Source organism: Kitasatospora sp. NPDC049285, from assembly GCF_040678815.1.
Taxonomy (GTDB): Bacteria; Actinomycetota; Actinomycetes; order Streptomycetales; family Streptomycetaceae; genus Kitasatospora.
Genome location: NZ_JBFAQR010000033.1, coordinates 14,372 through 32,163, shown reverse-complemented (window position 1 = coordinate 32,163; position 17,792 = coordinate 14,372). Strand labels below are relative to the sequence as shown.

The 17,792-nt window shown below is 74.0% G+C and carries 15 protein-coding genes; 9 read left to right on the top strand and 6 right to left on the bottom strand.

The genetic code is table 11. From position 1 onward, the window contains the following. Window positions 1-33 precede the first annotated feature (33 nt). The 5 genes from AB0K51_RS21310 (at window position 34) to AB0K51_RS21290 (ending at window position 5,461) form a co-directional block, all read left to right on the top strand. The gene (locus AB0K51_RS21310; RefSeq protein ID WP_363457714.1) at window positions 34-1,041 is read left to right on the top strand and encodes a ketoacyl-ACP synthase III; all 1,008 of its coding nucleotides are present in this window, start codon (window positions 34-36) and stop codon (window positions 1,039-1,041) included. Further along, window positions 1,038-1,778 carry a glycosyltransferase family 2 protein gene (locus tag AB0K51_RS21305; RefSeq protein WP_363457712.1) on the top strand — a complete coding sequence of 247 codons (741 nt, stop codon included), beginning with the start codon at window positions 1,038-1,040 and terminating at the stop codon, window positions 1,776-1,778. Before AB0K51_RS21310 ends, AB0K51_RS21305 begins: the two co-directional genes overlap by 4 nt. A gap of 142 nt (window positions 1,779-1,920) precedes the next feature. Beyond that, on the top strand, window positions 1,921-3,378 hold the full coding sequence (locus AB0K51_RS21300; protein WP_363457709.1) for a class I adenylate-forming enzyme family protein: 1,458 nt from the start codon (window positions 1,921-1,923) through the stop codon (window positions 3,376-3,378). Continuing rightward, on the top strand, window positions 3,375-4,526 hold the full coding sequence (locus AB0K51_RS21295; RefSeq protein WP_363457706.1) for a cytochrome P450: 1,152 nt from the start codon (window positions 3,375-3,377) through the stop codon (window positions 4,524-4,526). The genes AB0K51_RS21300 and AB0K51_RS21295 overlap by 4 nt, the downstream gene beginning before the upstream one ends. Further along, on the top strand, window positions 4,514-5,461 hold the full coding sequence (locus tag AB0K51_RS21290; protein ID WP_363457704.1) for an NAD(P)-dependent oxidoreductase: 948 nt from the start codon (window positions 4,514-4,516) through the stop codon (window positions 5,459-5,461). Before AB0K51_RS21295 ends, AB0K51_RS21290 begins: the two co-directional genes overlap by 13 nt. Before the next feature lie 50 nt (window positions 5,462-5,511). On the opposite strand, the gene AB0K51_RS21285 is transcribed toward AB0K51_RS21290, so the two are convergent. Further along, complete coding sequence (locus AB0K51_RS21285) at window positions 5,512-5,712, bottom strand: DUF5326 family protein (RefSeq protein WP_363457701.1); 201 nt, start codon at window positions 5,710-5,712, stop codon at window positions 5,512-5,514. A 281-nt stretch (window positions 5,713-5,993) separates the two neighbouring features. Here AB0K51_RS21285 and AB0K51_RS21280 point away from each other — a divergent pair, with 281 nt between their 5' ends. Beyond that, window positions 5,994-8,873: a NosD domain-containing protein gene (locus AB0K51_RS21280; protein WP_363457699.1), complete on the top strand. Its 2,880-nt coding sequence runs from the start codon at window positions 5,994-5,996 to the stop codon at window positions 8,871-8,873. A 19-nt stretch (window positions 8,874-8,892) separates the two neighbouring features. Here AB0K51_RS21280 and tenA read toward each other — a convergent pair whose 3' ends face one another. Together tenA and AB0K51_RS21270 are read right to left on the bottom strand one after the other, a co-directional pair. Further along, complete coding sequence (gene tenA / locus AB0K51_RS21275) at window positions 8,893-9,555, bottom strand: thiaminase II (RefSeq protein WP_363457696.1); 663 nt, start codon at window positions 9,553-9,555, stop codon at window positions 8,893-8,895. Window positions 9,556-9,590: 35 nt separating this feature from the next. Continuing rightward, window positions 9,591-9,908 carry a cupin domain-containing protein gene (locus AB0K51_RS21270; RefSeq protein ID WP_363457693.1) on the bottom strand — a complete coding sequence of 106 codons (318 nt, stop codon included), beginning with the start codon at window positions 9,906-9,908 and terminating at the stop codon, window positions 9,591-9,593. Between the two features lie 90 nt (window positions 9,909-9,998). On the opposite strand from AB0K51_RS21270, the gene AB0K51_RS21265 reads away from it, so the two are divergent. Then, window positions 9,999-10,373 carry a phage holin family protein gene (locus tag AB0K51_RS21265; protein ID WP_363457690.1) on the top strand — a complete coding sequence of 125 codons (375 nt, stop codon included), beginning with the start codon at window positions 9,999-10,001 and terminating at the stop codon, window positions 10,371-10,373. A gap of 296 nt (window positions 10,374-10,669) precedes the next feature. After that, window positions 10,670-13,639, top strand: coding sequence for a S53 family peptidase (locus tag AB0K51_RS21260; RefSeq protein WP_363457688.1), 2,970 nt, complete (start codon window positions 10,670-10,672; stop codon window positions 13,637-13,639). A gap of 65 nt (window positions 13,640-13,704) precedes the next feature. Here AB0K51_RS21260 and AB0K51_RS21255 read toward each other — a convergent pair whose 3' ends face one another. After that, window positions 13,705-14,133 carry an SsgA family sporulation/cell division regulator gene (locus AB0K51_RS21255; RefSeq protein ID WP_363457685.1) on the bottom strand — a complete coding sequence of 143 codons (429 nt, stop codon included), beginning with the start codon at window positions 14,131-14,133 and terminating at the stop codon, window positions 13,705-13,707. A gap of 200 nt (window positions 14,134-14,333) precedes the next feature. Then, a complete protein-coding gene (locus AB0K51_RS21250) occupies window positions 14,334-15,173 on the bottom strand; it encodes a helix-turn-helix domain-containing protein (RefSeq protein ID WP_363457682.1) in 840 nt (279 codons plus the stop codon). A gap of 336 nt (window positions 15,174-15,509) precedes the next feature. Between AB0K51_RS21250 and AB0K51_RS21245 the strand changes: the two genes are divergently transcribed. Further along, window positions 15,510-16,037 carry an NUDIX hydrolase gene (locus AB0K51_RS21245; RefSeq protein WP_363457680.1) on the top strand — a complete coding sequence of 176 codons (528 nt, stop codon included), beginning with the start codon at window positions 15,510-15,512 and terminating at the stop codon, window positions 16,035-16,037. A 7-nt stretch (window positions 16,038-16,044) separates the two neighbouring features. Here AB0K51_RS21245 and AB0K51_RS21240 read toward each other — a convergent pair whose 3' ends face one another. Then, window positions 16,045-17,745 carry a globin domain-containing protein gene (locus tag AB0K51_RS21240; RefSeq protein WP_363457677.1) on the bottom strand — a complete coding sequence of 567 codons (1,701 nt, stop codon included), beginning with the start codon at window positions 17,743-17,745 and terminating at the stop codon, window positions 16,045-16,047. Window positions 17,746-17,792: the final 47 nt, after the last annotated feature.

Below are 17,792 nucleotides of genomic sequence, written 5' to 3'. Positions count from 1 at the left end.
CCCCGTGACGCCCGGCACGCGAGCATCGAGCCCATGAATCTGCTGCCCCGCGTCGGGATCACCGCCGTCGGCTCGTGCCTGCCCCGGCAGGTCGTCACCTCGAAGCAGCTGCAGGACGAGGTGGCGGCTGGAAGCGGACTCGCGCTGCCCGACGGCATGTTCGAGAAGGCGACCGGCATCCGCACCCGCCGGTTCGCCGGACCGGACGAGCACCCCTCCGTCCTCGCGCTGGACGCGGCCCGCAAGGCGCTGGCCGCCCGCGGGCTGGAACCCGCCGACGTCGACCTGCTGGTGTTCGCCTCCGCCTCCCGGGACGTCTGCGAGCCCGCGACCGCGCACCTGGTGCAGGCCGAACTCGGTTCCCGCGCCCACGCCCTGGACGTCTCCAACGCCTGCAACAGCTTCCTCAACGGGATCGACACCGCGCGGGCGATGATCCTGGCCGGCCGGGCCCGCCGGGCGCTGGTGGTCACCGGCGAGACCCCGAGCCGGGCGATGCGCCGCGACCCGTCCGGCCTCGCCGAGTTCCGCGACGGGTTCGCCGGCTACACCTTCGGCGACGCGGGCGCGGCCGTCGTGGTCGAACCGGTGGCACGCGGCGGCATCCTCGACGTGGAGACCGAGACCGCCTCCGAACACTGGGAGGTCGGCGGCATCCCCGGCGGCGGCTCGCGGCATCCGCGCGGCGACGAGTGGAGCTACTTCCGGGGCGGTGGCAAGGAGTTGCGCGGCGTCTTCGAGAAGATCGGCGCGGACATCCTGACCCGGGTGGCGGCCCGCACCGGCTACGGCTGGGACGCCTACACCCGGGTGCTGGTGCACCAGGTGACCCTCCCCTACCTGGAGCGGTTCGTCGAGCTCACCGGGGTTCCGGCGGACAAGCTGGTGGTCACCGTGCCCGAGCTGGGCAATCTGGCGTCCGCCACGATCGGGGTCCAACTCGACCGCATCATGGATGAGTTGATGCCCGGCGAGCGGGTGCTGATGGTCGGGCTGGGCGGCGGGGTCAGCCTGCAGACGATGGTCTGGGAGAAGTCGTGACCGAGCTCTGGGTGGTCGTCCCCGCCTACCAGGAGGCCGCCCGGATCGGCGGCACGCTGCGTGCCCTCGCCGCCCAGCACGACCGCGACTTCACCCTGCTGGTGGTCGACAACGGCTCCACCGACGCCACCGCCGAGCAGGTCCTGGCGTTCGCGGCGCAGGCACCCTTCCCGGTGCACCTGCTGACCGAACCCGAGAAGGGCGTCGGCTGCGCCGTCGACTCCGGCTTCCGGCACGCCATCGCGCACGGCGCGCGGCTGCTCGCCCGCACGGACGCCGACTGCCTCCCGCAGCCCGGCTGGAGCGCCGCCGCCCGCGCCGGGATGCTCAGCTCCGGCGGTCTGGTGTGCGGACGGGTCACCGCCCGGCGCGACGAGCACGGGCCGCTCGGCCGGGGCGTCTTCCTGCTGCTGGTCGCCCTCGGCGCGTTCTTCGGCCGGATCCGGCCCGCCCACCGCCGCCGCCACGGCTACCTGACGCCGTACCGGATGCACGCCGGCAACAACATGGCGATCACCGCCGAGCTCTACCTCGCCAGCGGCGGCATGCCCCGCCGCCCCTCGCCGACCGACCGGGCCTTCATCAACCGGATCCGGCTGCGCAGCACCGCGATCGTGCACCGCCGCGACATGGTGGTGCAGAACTCGACCCGCCGCATCCGTGCCTACGGCCTGCGCGGCACCGCCCGCTGGTACCTCGAACGCGGAGCGGGTAACCGCGCGGTGGACGTCCGGTAGCCCTCGCACCGGTAGCCCTCGCACCGGGCACCCTCGCGCCGACCAGAGACCAGAGAGCCGAGACCCGAGGACCGAGACCCGATACCCAGACCCGAGCCTCGAGACCCGCAGCCAAGCCGCGACCACCCAGGAGCGATCCGCCGTGCTCGACCAACTCGATCGGACCCTCCGTCAGGGCGGCTCCCGACCCGCGCTGCTCACCGCGACCCGCGGCGGCAGCCCGCGCGTGCTCGCCCGGTGCGGTGAACTGACCGCGCTCGCCGACCGGTTGGCGGCCTCGCTGCACCACCGGTACGGGCTGCGGCCGGGGGACACGCTCGGGGTGGCGGTCCGGCCGGGGCCGCGGGCGCTCGCGGTGCTGCTGGCCGCGCACCGGCTGGGCCTACGGGTCGCGGTGCTGGACCCGGGCGCCGGGCCGGAGGTGCTGCGGGCCCGCCTGGCGCTGGCACCGCCCGCGCTGGTGGTGGCCGACGCCGCGGCGCAGGCGGTGGCCGGCTGGGCCCGTCCGCTGGCTCGCCGCCTGCGGCTGGAACTCCCGCCGCTGCGGGAGCTCGGCCCGGTGGTCACCCTCGGACCCCGCACCCTCGGCAGCGCGCCCGCCGTCCCGGACGCCGCCGCACCGCCGCCGCGCCCGTACGACGGCGACGGCGACGCGGTGATCGTCTTCACCTCGGGCACCACCGCCGCCCCGCGCGCGGTGGTGCACACCCGGGCCACCCTGGCGGCGGGCGTGCGCGCGGTGGACGCCCTGGTCCGGCCGCAGCCGGGCGGCGTCGTACTCGGCGGCACCACCTTCGTGCTGGTCCCGGCCCTCGCCGCCGGGGCGACCGTCGCCCTGCCGGCCCGCCGCCCCGCCACCCTGCAACGGCAGATCCGCGCCCTGTCCCCGGACGAGACCTACCTGACGCCGCCTCAACTCCGCCCGCTGCGTCACCTCACCGGCCGGGTCTGGACCGGCTCCGCGCCCGCCGACGCCGCCCTGCTCCGCCGAGCCAAGGCAGCGGGTGCCGGCGAGGCCTGGGGCGTGTACGCGCTCACCGAGCTCTTCCCGGCCGCCGCCGTCGAGGAGGCGGAGAAGAGTGCGTTCACCGGCTCCGGCGACCTGCTCGGCCACCCCCTGCCGGGCGTCCGCACCCGGCTCGGCGCCGACGGCGAGCTGCTGCTCTCCGCCCCCGCCGCCCGCGACCGCTACCTCGGCGAGCCGCCCGACCCGTGGATCCGCACCGGCGACCGCGCCCGCCTGGAGGCCGACGGGCGGATCGTGCTCGCGGGCCGGCTCAAGGACATGGTGCTGCGCCGGGCGGAGAACATCTACCCGGGCCTGTACGAGCCCTCACTGCACCTGCCGGAGGTCGAACTCGCCGTCCTGGTCGGCGTCCCGGCCCCCGGCGGCGACGAGCAACTGGTCGCCCTGGTCCAGCCCCGGCCGGGCACCGACCCGCGACGGCTGCGCGCCGCCCTGGACGCCCCGCTCACCCGGATGGGCACCGCCCGCCCCGACGCCGTCCTGCTCGGCCCCGTCCCGCTCACCGGCCGCTCCCGCAAACCGGACCGGGCCGCGGCCTCCGCCTACTGCGCACGGGAGCTGGCGCGCCGATGAACACCGACCCTGCCGCCGACGAGCAGTCAGCTGACGCCTCGCCAACCAGCCGCACGCACGCCGCCGCCCGGCGGGCCGACCGCGCGGTCTACCTGGCCTCGCACCCGGTGCTGTTCGCACTGCTCGCCGCCACCCGGCACCGTCCGCTGCTGCGCGTCGGCCGCACCGTGCTGGTGCACCACCCCGAGGCGTACCGCGAGATCCTCACCCGGGTGCCGCTGGACCGGACCGCCGAGCACACCACCGGCGGCACTGCGGCGCGGCTCACCGGCACCGGGCTGCTCTTCGACCAGTCGGGCAGCGAACACCGCGGCGCCCGAAGGGAGTTGGCCGCCCTGCTGGGCTCCGACGGGGTGACGCGGCTGCGTCCGCTCTGGCAGCCGATGCTCGACGGGCACCTCGGCGCCGAGCCCGTCGACCTGGTGCCGCTGGCGCGCAGGATGGCCGGCGCGACCGCCGCCGCGCTCACCGGCAGCACCGCCGACCCCGTCGTGCTGGCCGCCGCGGCCGAGCGGGCCGCGGCCGCCACCGCCCGGGCCCACCTGCCGTCGCCGCTGCCCCGGCCCGGCACCGCGCGGCGGGCCCGCCGCGCGGCAGACGAGCTGACCGCGCTGCTCCCCGACCCCCGCGACGCGATGCTCGCGGTGGCCGCCGTGAACACCACGCTGGCCGCGCTTCCCCGCGCCGCCGCGTGGTGCGCCCGCGCCGGGCTGTGGGCGCGGACAGGTCCCGAGCTCACGGCCGACCTGCTGCGCCTGACCGCGGCCTCCCCCGTCCTGCCCCGGGTCGCCGCGGCGGACGCCGTCGTGCTCGGCCACCGACTCCGACGCGGCGACCGGCTGTTGCTGGTCGCCCGGCACGCCGCCGAAGCCCACCGCGACACCCCGGCCGACCCCCGCCTGGCCACCCAAGCGCCGTTCGGCCTCGGCCCGCACGCCTGCCCGGGCGCCGCCCTCGCCCGCGCCCAACTCACCGACCTGCTCGACGCCCTGGCCCCGTACCGGCCGCGGGTCAGGCACGCGGAGCCGGCCCGGCACAGCGCCCTGCCGTCCTATCGGCGCCTGGTACTGGAGCCGTCCGTCCACGATCCGGCCCCCACGCCCCCCGCACCGACCGCCTGGGAGGACTCCCGCCAATGCCCCCACTGACCATCGCCGTCACCGGCGCGACCGGCTTCTGCGGCTCCCACCTGGCCGAACTCGCCACCGCCCGCGGCCACCAGGTGCTGTCCCTCGGCCGCCGCCCGGCCCGCCACGGCGTCCACCTGCCCTGGGACGCCGCCGAGCCGCACACCCCCGACCTGTCCGCCGCCGACGTGGTGATCCACTGCGCGGCGGCCGTCGGCGACCATCCGCCCGGCTCGCCGGCCGAGCGGACCCAGCACACCGTCAACGTCGAGGCGACCGCGCGGCTCCTCGACGCCGCCAGTGGACGCCCGTTCGTCCTGGTCAGCAGCGCCAGCGTGTACGACCCGCGCCCGGACCGCTCCCGGACCACCGAGGAGCATCCCACCGACGGCGGGCACCTCAACGCGTACGGGCGGACCAAGGCCGCCGCCGACCGGCTGGCGCTCGCGGCGGGCGCGGTGGTGCTGCGGCCGCGGGCGGTCTACGGGCCCGGCGACCCGCACCTGGTGCCGCGGCTGCTGGCCGCGGTGCGCCGCGGCGTGCTGCCGCTGCCCGGCGGCGACGTGGAGTTGAGCCTGACGGCGGTGGAGAACCTGGCCGCGGCCTGCCTGCTGGCGCCCGGCTGGCCGCCCGGCGCGTACAACGTCACCGACCGGGCCCCGTACCGGCGGGACGCGGCGCTGCGCCGGGTGCTGGCCGCGCACGGGCGACGGGTGCGGCTGGTGCACGTGCCGCGCCGGGTGGCGGCGCTCGCGGTGGGCCGACGACCGGGCGTGACCCGGTACGCGCTGGACCAGCTCGCGCATCCGGTGGTGCTGGAAACGACGAAGTCCCGGCACCAGGGCTTCACCCCGGACCGGGACCTCGACGGCTACCTCGCCCGGCTGGGGCGGCCCGAAGGCCGCTCCCACGCCGGGTCGAGCGCAGCGCTCCCCCGTGTGCATCCCCCTGCTTGACTCCCCCGTGCGGGCGACTCCCCCGTGTCCTCCCAACTCCCCTGCGGGAGCTAGCTCTTGGCGGCCTTCTTGATCAGGATCACCACGGCGGCGGCGATGCCGACCAGCACCAGGACGTTGATCAGGAAGCCGATCAGGCCGGCGACCACACCGATCACCGCCCACATCACCTTCCAGGCGACCACGATCAGGATGATCGGGACGACGATGTTGCGCACCCATGAGGGCAGCGACTTCCAGAGCTCAGCCATGTCCGTACCTTCTCCCCTCGGGCTCGGTGCCGGCAGTTCCGGCTGCGTTCCCGCTCCCTCGATCTCGACACTTCGATCGTAGGCGGGCCGCGGCACCGAAACGAGGCTTCCCGGCCCGGAGAGAACCCGGAGATCCACCCCTACCCCGACCCCCGGGGACACCCCTGAGAACGGGGCCGCTGCGAACCGGCGACCCGCCGTCCACGGCGTGATCACCCGGGAGCACAATGGGTCGACCGCACAGGAACCACCGTGCGGGACCAGCACTTTGGGGGGTCCACATGAACCGCGTTCCCGCGCGCCCGAGAACCGGACGGCTCGGCGCTCCGGTCTCGATCCGCGTGCTCTCCGGCGCCACCGCGATGACGCTCGGCCTGGCCCTGCCGCTGCTCGGTGCCCCGGGCACCGCGGCCGCCGCCGCCCGCACGCTGTACGTGAAGTCGGGCGCCGGCTGCTCCGACGACGGACCGGCCACCCAGGCGCAGCCGCTGTGCACCGTGCAGCGCGCCGCCGACCAGGTGCAGCCCGGCGAGACCGTGCAGATCGGCCCGGGCAAGTACCCGGAGCAGGTCACCCTGACCACCTCGGGCACCCCGCAGCAGCCGATCAGCTTCGTCGGCGGCCAGCTGCGGGACGGCATCGACTCGCTGCCGGTGCTCAACCCGTTCGTCAACGGCGGCTTCCCGGGCGAACACGGCCTCGTCCTGGACGGCGTGCACGACGTCCGGGTCAGCGGCCTGGCGATCGGCGGCCGGAGTGAGAGTGTGCTGCTGAAGAACACCGGCAACGTCGTCCTGGACGGCAACCGCACCGGCGGCGGCACCTTCTCCAGCAGCACCCGCAAGGCCGCGGTCCGGCTGACCGGGACGACCGGTTCGACCGTGCTCAGCCGGAACGTACTGCGCGGCTACGAGTTCGACGCGATCGCGGTGGACGCGGGCGTCCAGGGCACCGTGATCACCACCAACGTGGTCGACAACCTGCTCGGCGCGGGCGGCGTCCTGGTCACCGACGCACCGGGCACCGTGGTCACCAACAACTCGATCAGCAGCGGCTGTTCGCCCGCCGTGGAGCTGGCCGGCGTCTCCGGCGGCGCGTACGTCGAGAACAACGTGCTGGCCGCCTCCTCCGACCTCGACCGCACGGGCGGCATCTGCGAGGCCGCCGACCACCCCGCCAAGCTGTCGGTGTCGGCCGGCTCCGCGGCCGGGACGGTCGCCGACTACAACCTGGTGACGCCCTTCCGCGGCGCGGCCGCCTACGAGTGGGCGGGCACCACGTACCCGGACTCCACGGCCTTCGCCAAGAACGTCGCGGGTCACGGGGCGCACGATCTGACCGGGGACGCGAAGGTCGACGGCTACCAGAGCGGCATGCAGCCCCGCTCGGACTCGCCCGCGGTCGACTCCGCGGATGCGAACGCCCCCGGCGTTCTCGACACCGACCTGCTCGGCTACCACCGGATCGACGACCCGTACGTGGCCAACTCCGGTACGGGGAACGGATATCTCGACCGCGGCGCGCGCGAGCTGACCACCTCCACGGCGTGGATCGGCCTGGAGTCCCCGATCGACCGGGTGCCGATCGGCACCCCCGTCACCTTCCACGTGAACGACCAGGAACGCTGGTCCCGGCCGGTGCTGTACACCGTCGACTACGGCGACGGCAGCGACCCGCAGAGCTTCGAGCCGGGCAGCGGCTTCTCGCACACCTACCTGAAGCAGGGCGCCTTCACCCCGAGCGTCGTGGCGACCATGGGCAACGGCGACACCGTCCGCGGGCGCGGCACCCCGATCACGGTCAGCCCGGACGGGCTGATGACGACCTCGGTGACGACCCATCCGACCGACTCGCCGCTGCAGTACTCGGCGGACCTCAGCGTCACCTCGCCGTGGTCGGTCGCCAGGACGGTGTACGACTGGGGCGACGGCACCGCGCCGAGCACCGACTCGCAGCACACCTACGCGCGGGAGGGCGACTACGGGGTCACCGCGACGGTCACCGACGCCGGCGGCCGCACGGTGCCCGCGCACACCACGGTGCACGCCACGTACCTGGCCGCCACCTTCCACCCGCTCAGCCCGACCCGGCTGGTCGACACCCGCAGCGGCCTCGGCGGCTCGACCACCGTTGCGGCCGGCGGCACGCTCAAGGTGCCGCTGCAGCGGGTGATGCCCGACCCGGCGATCCCGTACGAGGCGACGCCGAACGCGGTGGTGCTCAACGTCACCGCGGTGTCCGCGGCCGCCGACGGGCACCTGACCGCCTTCCCGAGCGGCGCGCCGCGGCCGACCACCTCGAACGTGAACTACACCGCGGGTCGGCCGGTGCCCAACCTGGTGACGGTGCCGGTGGGCGCCGACGGCACGGTGAGCATCGGCAACTCCTTCGGCGGCAGCACCGACGTGGTGGTCGACCTGCTCGGCTACTACAGCTCGGTGACCCAGATCGGCGACCGCTACACCCCGCTGCAGCCCGCCCGGATCGCCGACACCCGCAGCGGCGGGGGACCGATCGGGACGGACGCCGCGCGGGACTTCACGGTGACCGGGACCGGCGGGGTGCCGACCGAAGCGGCCGCGGTGGTGCTCAACCTGACCTCCACCGAGGCCACCCAGCCCACCCACCTGACGGTGTGGCCGGCCGGGGAGTCCCGGCCGAACGCGTCCAGCCTGAACCCGGTGCCCGGCCAGGACACCGGCAACCAGGTGATCGTCCCGGTCGGCGCGGGCGGCAAGGTGAGCGTCTACAACCACGCCGGCTCCACCCAGGTGGTGCTGGACGTGGCCGGCTACTACAGCTACGGCGGCCGCGACGGGCTGCTGTTCACCCCGATCACGCCGCGCCGGCTGCTGGACACCCGCACCGGCTCCGGGCCGCTCGGTGCGGACGGCACGGTGGAGATCGACGGCGCCCCGGCCACGAGCCCGGCGGCGGTGTTCAACGTGACCGCCACCGAGGGCACCGCGGACACCTACCTGACGGTGTATCCGTCGGGCACCGCCCGGCCGGGCACCAGCAGCCTGAACGTCAACCCGGGCCGCACCGTGCCGAACCAGGTGACCAGCCCGCTCGGCACCGGCGGCCGGGCGACCGTCTACAACCACCTCGGCCGGGTCCAGGTGATCGCCGACCTGTTCGGCTACTTCACCAAGGGCTGAGCCGGGCGCCGGCGCGGGGTCAGACCGGCCAGGTCTCCCCGCGCCAGGCGGCGTCCCAGAACATCCACTCGTAGCGCGCCGTGGTGCCGAAGTGCTCGATGACGCGGCGCCGTTCGACCGGGGAGAGCTCCTCGCCGATCCGGTCGGTGAGCTCCAGCACCCGGCGCACCACGGACTGGAAGGACTCCTCGCCGTACGCGGCGATCCACTTGGCGTACAGCGGGTCGGGGGAGGAGCGGGCCAGCAGTTCCTCGCCGACCCGGGCGTAGATCCAGTAGCAGGGGAGCACCGCGCCGAGCGCCTCCGCGAAGGAGCCGCCGTAGACGGTGGCCAGCAGGTACGAGGTGTAGGCCAGCGTGGTGGGCAGCACCGGTTCGGCGGCGGCCAGTTCGGCGTCCTCGCCGAAGGCGGACAGGAACTCGGCGTGCATCTCCTGCTCGGCGGCGATCGCGCCGACCGCGTCGGCGGCGAAGGCCCGCACCTCGGCCTCGCCGGGAGCCTTGGCGGCGCACACCGCCAGCGCCCGGGCGTAGTCCCGCAGGTAGTGCGAGTCCTGGACCACGAAGTGCCGGAAGGCGGCCCGCGGCAGGGTGCCGTCGGTGAGCCCGCCGAGGAAGGAGTGGTCGAGGATCTGACGGTAGGTCGGCTCGATGGCCGCCCAGAGTTCGTCGGTCAGTGTCACGGGCGTCGCTCCTGGCTCCGGTCCGCGCGGCACGGTCAGTCCTCCGGCGGGGAGAAGACCACCAGTACCCGCAGTTCCTCGGTGATGTGGTGGAAGCGGTGCTCGGCCCCGGCGGGGACGAACACCACGCTGCCGCGGCCGACCGTGGCGGTCTCCCGGCCGACGGTCAGCTCGGCCCGTCCGCTGACCACCAGGTAGATCTCGTCCTGGTCGTGGGGGGTCTGCGGATCGGTGTCGCCGGGAGAGAGCGCGTACAGGCCCGCGGACATCGTCGGCTGCTTCAGGAAGCGCAGGTACGCGCCACCGCCGGCGGCGCGTTCGGTGTCCAGTTCGTCCAGCCGGAACAGCTTCATCGGGGCTCGGCTCCTCTCCCGGTCCGGGCCCATTCAACAACACCGCTACGGGACTTCCCTGCGGCCGTCCACGCCTGCCACGATCCGCGCATGAAGAACTTCGTGATCAAAACGCTCATCAACGCGGCGGCGATCTGGGTGGCCGCCTGGATCGTCACCGGGATCACGCTGTCGGGGCGCGACTGGCAGCAGAAGACCGTCACCGTGCTGGCGGTGGCGCTGATCTTCGGTGTGGTCAACTTCCTGGTCAAGCCGCTGGTGAAGCTGTTCTCGCTGCCGCTGTTCGTCCTCACCCTGGGCCTGATCACCTTCGTGATCAACGCGCTGATGCTCTGGCTGACCTCGTGGGCCTCCGACAAGCTCGACCTGGACTTCCACGTCGAGGGCTTCTGGCCGGCGCTGCTCGGCGCGCTGATCATCAGCGTCGTCTCCTGGGGCCTCAACCTGGCCCTCGGCGACGACTGACCGCGACGCGTGACCGCCCCCGCGGGTGGCCCGTCCAACTGCCCGTCGGGCGGCGGGCCACCCGGGGTCGAAACCCCGTTGCCGAACGTCCGATCGAGGCTGGTATAACTGGCGGCCGGTGTGCTGACCGCCCTGATGGTTGGGGGGCGAACTCCGGGGGGATTCGCGGCGTGCTGCCGCTTTCTGCGCTGACTTCACGCCCCCCGGACTGCTACGACCCCAGCCGTGCGACCGGTCCGCCACTGCCAGGTGTCCGCGCACGCGGGCGCCGAACGACCGGCAGGAGAAGAACCCGCATGCCCACTCGCCCTGATCGCAGGCGAATACACCGCACCCTCGCGGGCGGCGCCGCCGCGGCGATGCTGCTCGGCCTGGCGGTGCCCACCGCCGCGCAGGCCGCGTCCCCGACTCCGGCCCAGCGGATCGGCCGGGTGCCCGTGACCCCGGCGGACGCCAAGCACGCCACCGCGCCGGACGACGCGACCCCGCTGGACCTCGGCGTGACCCTGCGACCGCGCGACCCGGGCGCGTTGGAGAGCTTCGTCACGGCGGTCTCCACGCCGGGCAGCCCGCTGTTCCACCAGTACCTGAGGACCGGCGAGTTCGCCGGCCGGTTCGGCGCCAACCCGTCGGACGTCACCGCCGTCACCGCCGAGCTCAGCGCGGCCGGCCTGCAGCCCGGCGCGGTCGAGGGCGACGGCCTGACCATCCCGGTCAAGGCCACCGTCGCCCAGGCCCGCAAGGCCTTCGCCACCGACTTCGCCGGCTACACGCTGGCCGACGGCAGCGCCGCGTTCGCCAACACCGCGGCCCCGCAGCTCTCCGGCAAGGCGGCCGCGAAGGTCACCGGGATCACCGGCCTCAACTCGCTGACCAAGGCCACCTCCTCGCACCAGGCGAAGGCGGTGCCACTGAAGGTCCCGAAGACCACGCCGGACGCCCAGGCCACCCCGAACTACGTCGGCGGCCAGCCCGCCCTCTGCACCAACCTGACGGGCCGGCTGCCCGGCGCCCAGCCGATGAACGGGTACACCGACCCGACGAGCATCGCCGAGGTCTACCAGCAGACCCCCGGCAACGGCGGCGCCGGCTCGACCGTGGCGATCATGAGCCTGGAGGACTACGACGACCAGGCCGTCAACTGGTTCCGGAGCTGCCTCGGCAGCACCACCTCGGTCAGCCGGGTGAAGGTGAACGGCGGCCCGACGACGCCCGCCAACTGGCAGACCGGCCGGGGCGTCGAGACCGCCCTGGACATCGAGACCGTGATGGGCACCGCCCCGAACGCGGACATCCTGGTCTACGAGGGCGCGAGCACGGCCACCACCGAACTGGTCGCCACCCTGCGGCAGATCGTGGTGGACAACCGGGCCCAGGTGGCGTCGATCAGCTGGGGCCTGTGCGAGCCCTACGCCTACGTCGGCGACCTGCAGGCCGAGGACCTGATCCTGCAGCAGGCCGCGGCCCAGGGCCAGACCGTCCTCGCCGCGTCCGGCGACGCGGGCTCCACCACCTGCGCGGGCCAGATCGCGGGCGACACGCAGGTGGCGGTCATCTCGCCCGCCTCTAACGCGTACCTCACCGCCGTCGGCGGCACCCGGGTGGCCGGATCGGTCGGCGCCCGGACCGAGTCGACGTGGAACAGCCCGGGGGTCAACGGCCAGCAGGGCGCCGCGACCGGCGGCGGCGTCTCGGCCTGGTACACGCTCGACTCCGCCACCGGCTACCAGTCCGGGGTCTCCGGCCCGGGCTACGCCAACGTCTGCAGCGCCGCGGCCGGCCGGACCTGCCGTCAGGTGCCGGACGTCGCCGCCGTCGCCGACCCCCAGCAGGGCTACCTGACCGTGCCCTGGGTCAGCGGGAGCGACCTGTTCGTCATGATCATCGGTGGCACCAGCTACGCCGCGCCGCTGTGGGCGGGCCTGGTCGCGCACGCCAACGCCGACCCGAAGTGCGCCGCCGCCGGGCCGCTCGGCTTCCTCAACCCGCAGCTGTACAAGCTGGGCAGCACCCCGGGCCTGTACGACGTCACCACCGGCAACAACGTGCTGGACCAGTCCGGCTACATCGGCTCGCTCTACCAGGCCGGCGCCGGCTACGACCTGACGACCGGTCTGGGCAGCCCGCGCGCAGACAAGCTGTTCGCGCAGCTGTGCGCCAACCTGCCGCAGAGCCCGGCCGGCACCTTCAACGCGGTCGCCCCGACCCGCCTGCTGGACACCCGCTCCGGCGCCGCGCTGGCCGCCTACGGCGAGACCGCGGTGCAGATCACGGGCAACGGCGGCATCCCGGCCTCCGGCGTCACCTCGGTGGTGCTGAACGTGACGGTGACCGACCCGAGCACCGACGGCCACCTGACCGTCTACCCCTCCGGCGGCAGCCGCCCGAACACCTCCAACCTCAACTGGACGGCCGGGAAGACCGTGCCGAACCTGGTCACCGTGCCGGTCGGCGCGGACGGCAAGGTCCGCTTCTACAACGGTGCCTGGGGCCAGACCCAGCTGATCGTCGACGTCCAGGGGTACTACGGCACCGCCGCCGGCGGCGCCACCTACCAGCCCTCCGGTCCGTCCCGGGTGCTGGACACCCGCACCTCGGGCGCCCTCGGCGCGTACGGCACCTACACCCTCCCGGGCAGCCGGCTCGGCGCCCCGGCCGGGACCAAGGCCGTGGTGCTGAACGTGACCGCGACCGACGGGCGGGCCGACGGCCACCTGACCGTCTACCCCTCCGGCAACCCCCTGCCGACCACGTCGAACCTCAACTGGACCGTCGGGAAGACCGTCGCCAACCAGGTGATCGTGCCGCTCGGACCGGACAACTCGATCAAGATCAACAACGGTTCCTGGGACTCCGCCCAGGTGATCGTGGACGTCTTCGGCTTCCTCGGCACCGGCTCGGGCGCGTCGTTCCACTCGACCACCCCGCAGCGGCTGTTCGACAGCCGGACCGGCCAGGGCACCACCCCCGGCGCGTTCGGCGCCGACGAGGTCCGGGTCCTCGGCCTGGACGGCGGCGGCCGGCTCTCCAAGGCCAAGGCCGTGGTCCTGAACGTGACCGTCACCAACCCGAAGGTCGACGGCCACCTGACCGTCTACCCCTCCGGGCAGAGCGCGCCCGACACCTCGAACCTCAACTGGACGGCGGGCCAGACCGTACCCAACATGGTCACCGTCCCGGTCGGCGCCGACGGCCGAGTGATGATCAAGAACGGTTCGTGGAGCAGCACCGACGTCATCGTCGACGTCTTCGGCTACTACAGCTGATCCCCCGAGGCTGACGGCACGTCAGTCCTCCACCGCGCGGGCTGGTCCGGGCTTCTGAGCCCGGGTCAGCCCGCGTTCTCGTGTCCGGTGGTGGACAGGATGCTGGCGAGTTCCTCGTCGAGCTCGCCGCCGGCCAGCTCCTGGCCCATCGGGACCACCCGGTCGGTGCGGGCCAGGAAGGCGATCATCGGCGGGGCGGCGGCCCTCAGCACCGCGTCGCCCTCGGGGGAGCGCAGGACGATGCAGACCTCGGCGAGGTCCTCGCCGACCGGGTGGATGTGCACGTCCCCCTCGCCGGTCGGGCGACTGACGCCGTCCACCAGCAGCTCCCGTGCGAACACCCAGGTGACCGGCACGTCACCGGGCAGGTGGAAGGTGAAGCGGACGGCGTACGGATCGGCGCCGTCGTAGTCCAGGTCGACCACGATGCGGAAGGAGAGCTCGCTCGACACCACGAGGTGCATCGCCATGTGGGCTTGGACCGTGCTGTACATGCGCCATTACCTCTCGTTCTGCCCGGGCTCGTGCGCTGAGGGAGACGCGTGCACCGGGCATCGATTCACTGTCGTGGAACGGCTTCGTGTGTTTTGTCCGCTGATTCCCCGTTCGATCCTCATCGTCCATGTTTGGCAACGATCCGGACAAGGTGAGCTTTTTCAAATGGTGAACGAACACCACACCAAATCACCCCAGGTCACCTCACGAACGCCGGGAACATGGCCCCGACCAGGGAACGAAGGCGCGCGGCGGCCGCGTCCAGCCGGTCGGCGTGCTCCAGCGGCAGGGAGAAGGCCATGGTCGCGACCACCGAGCCGACGGTGATCGGCACCGCCGCGCAGACCGTGCCGAGTGCGTACTCCTGCCGCTCCAGCACCGGCATGGTGGGCCGCACCGCGTCCAGCCGGCGCAGCACGGTGTGCAGTTCGGTGGCGGTGGACGGGGTGAGCGCGGTGGGGCGGTAGCGGTCGAGGTGGTCGAGCCGCTCCTCCTCGCAGAGCTGGGAGAGCAGGCAGAGTCCGACGGCGTGCGCGTGCGCGGTGGCACGGAAGTCGGCCCACTCCTCGACCGGCGGCTGGGCGGGGCCGGAGACCACGTCGACGATCCGCACCTCGCCGTCCTCGTAGACCGCGTAGTAGACGGCGGCGCCGAGTTCGTCGCGCAGTTCCTCCATCCGGCCGCGCAGGTCGGCGCGTTCGGCGTGGCGGGTGTCGGCCCGGCTGATCCCGTCGACCGACTCGCCGTAGTAGAACCGGCCTTCGTCCCGGCGCAGGTAGCCCTCGTGGGTGAGGGTGCGCAGCAGGTGGTAGGTGGTGCCGAGGGGGAGTGCCGCGGAGCGCGCGAGCTGTTTGGCGGTGGCCCCGTGCGGGTGGGTGCCGACCGCTTCGAGCAGCCGTAGTGCGCGCTGCACCGAGGTGATCAGGGTGGGCGCCCGCGGCGCACGTATGCCGCCGCTGGTGGCCGAGGCGGTCCCCCCGCCGGCTTGTTCGCCGATCCGGTCCATGCTCATCCCCATCCCCCGGGCACAGATGGGCATTCGGAGGAGGCTGCTCCGAATCCGCCCGGCAGGCGCACATTGCAGCACAGGGCGACCTCCCCTGCAATCACTATCGAGCACGCCCCGGCCAATTCCCCTTCGATTCGAAGGCGCATGCTCGGCGTGGTCGACGGATCACGAGGCGTCATCTCGGCCGCTCGCGGGAATCGAAGATCCACAGGCGGTGTGTCCGTCGCCGCCGACCGGGACCCCCGGGCATGCCGCCTAGCCCGTTCGGCGGAAGGCCTTCCTCCGAATCGCACCCCTGTGCGGGTTTGGCCCCGGGCCGCGCGCGGGAGACTCCCGCACAACCCTCGCGCCCCGGAGGTGGCAGCCATGTCGGCTCCCGTCCGTCCCGTCGTCAAACGCACCGCCCGGGCCATCCTGTTGGAGCTCGACCCGGACAACCCGCACTCCCCCGCCTCACTGGTGCTGATCCGCCGGGTCCGCCCGGGCTCCCCGCACCCGTACTGGATCACTCCCGGCGGCGGTGTCGAACCCACCGACCGCACCGTGGTGGAGGCCCTGCACCGGGAGGTGGACGAGGAGTTGGGCGGCAAGATCGCCGACGTGGTGCCCGCCTTCGTCGACACCGTCGCCCACTCGCACCACGACGACGGCACCCCCGCGCACCCGCACGGGGTCAAGGTGCAGCACTTCTTCGTCTGCCGGCTCACCGACCTGGACCCGTCCCGCCGGCACGGCCCCGAGGTGGAGCAGCCCAACGGCGAGTACCGGATCGTCCGGGTGCCGTTCACCCGCGAAGGCGTCACCTCGGTCAACGTGGTCCCTCCCAGCCTGCGTGCCTACCTCGCCGCGAACATCGAGGGCGTCCGCGCCCTGCTCGCCCAGGACCTGGCCTGACCCGGCGTCAGGCCAGGTCCCCCACCAGGTCGTGGTGGACCGACCCGGCCGCCACACCGGACCGGCGCAGGGCCGCCACCCCGCGCCGGACCATGGCGGGCGGCCCGCTCAGGTACGCCTCGAAGCCGTGCCACGGCGCGTACCTGGCCACCACCTCGGGCAGCTCCCCGGCCAGCGCCTCGCCCGGCGCGACCGACTGCTCGGAGACCACCGGACGCACCGTCAGCCACGGGTGCCGCGCGGCCAGCTCGCGCAACCCGGCCAGCTGGTACAGCTCCTCGGCGCGCCGCGCCCCGTAGAACACCTCCACCTTGCGGCCGTCGGCGCCGTGCTCCGCGACCTCCTCGACCAGTGCCGCGATCGGCGCGATCCCGGTGCCGCCGCCCAGGCAGAGCAGGTTCCGCCCGGCCGCGTGGTCCAGCACCATGCCGCCCGCCGCCGGTCCGAGCCGCAGCACGTCGCCCGGCCGGGCCCGGTGCACCAGCGCGTTGCTCACCCAGCCCGCCTGCACCGCCTTCACGTGCAGGGTGAGCAGCCCGTCCGGCCGCGGCGCGGCGGCGAACGAGAAGTGCCGCCACACCCGCGGCCACCACGGCGTCTCCACCGCGGTGTACTGCCCGGCCCGGAACGGGTACGCCTGGTCCGGCCGCAGCGTCAGCACCGCCACCTCGGGCGTGGCCTGACGGTGCGCCACCACCTCGGCCTGCCACCACGGCGGGGTGGCCAGCGCCGCCTCCTCGGCCGCCTCGATCATGATCCGGGAGACCAGCCCGTAGACCCGCCGCCAGGCCAGCTCGGTCCGCTCGTCCCACCCGCTGCCGCCGTACCGGGCCAGCGCCGCCACCAGGCACTCGCCGACCGGCCCGTAGTGCCCGGTCAGCGTCCCGTACTTGCGGTGCCCGCGTCCCAGGTGGCCCAGGTACTCGCGCAGCCCCGCCGGGTCGTCGGCGCTGGCCGCCGCCATCAGCAGCGCCCGGAACAGCCGGTCGCGCTGCACGTCCATGGCGGCCGGGAACAGCGCCCGCACCTCGGGGTGGTGGACGAAGATCAGCGCGTAGAAGTGCGCGGTCGCCCGGTCCGCGACCGGCTCGACCACCGCCAGGGTGGCCCGGATCAGCGCCACGTCCTCCGCGGTCGGCGCCTGCTCGGCGGCCGGCTCCACCACCGGCGCCACCGGCTGCACGGGCGTCTCGGCCAGCGTCTCCAGCGCCCAGGCCTGCGACCAACTGTCGCCGGGACCCGCCCAGTTCAGTCCGGGCGCGGTCGGGAAGAGCGGCTGGAACGACGGCCCCGGCGCCCCGTCCGGCAGGCTCGGCGCGGGCACGGTCGGCGGCCGGGTCGGTTTCGCCGGGATCACCGGCCCGGTCGGCACCCGCGCGGGCACCACGGCACCGGGCTGCGGCTCGGGCTGTAGCTGCGGCTCCGGCTGCGGCTCCACGGGCAGCGAAGCCTTGGCGGCCGAACCCGCGGCAGCCGAACCCGCGGCGGGCTCCGGCCCGGTGGTGGGCTCCGGCCGGTCGGCGGCCTCCGGCCCGGCCGCGGGCGGCGGACCTGTGGCGGGCTCCGGTTCGGCGGCCGGCTCCGGACCGGCGGCGGAGGAAGCGGCCGGGACGGCCGCCAACCCGGGGACGGCGGCGGCCGCTGCCGAGCCATGGCCCGCCCTGACCTTCAGCGACCTGCTCTTCAGCGCGATCTGACGAGTACCCAAGAGAATCGTTTCGCTTCCGGTCGACCAATCTGCTGACGCCTTCAGCA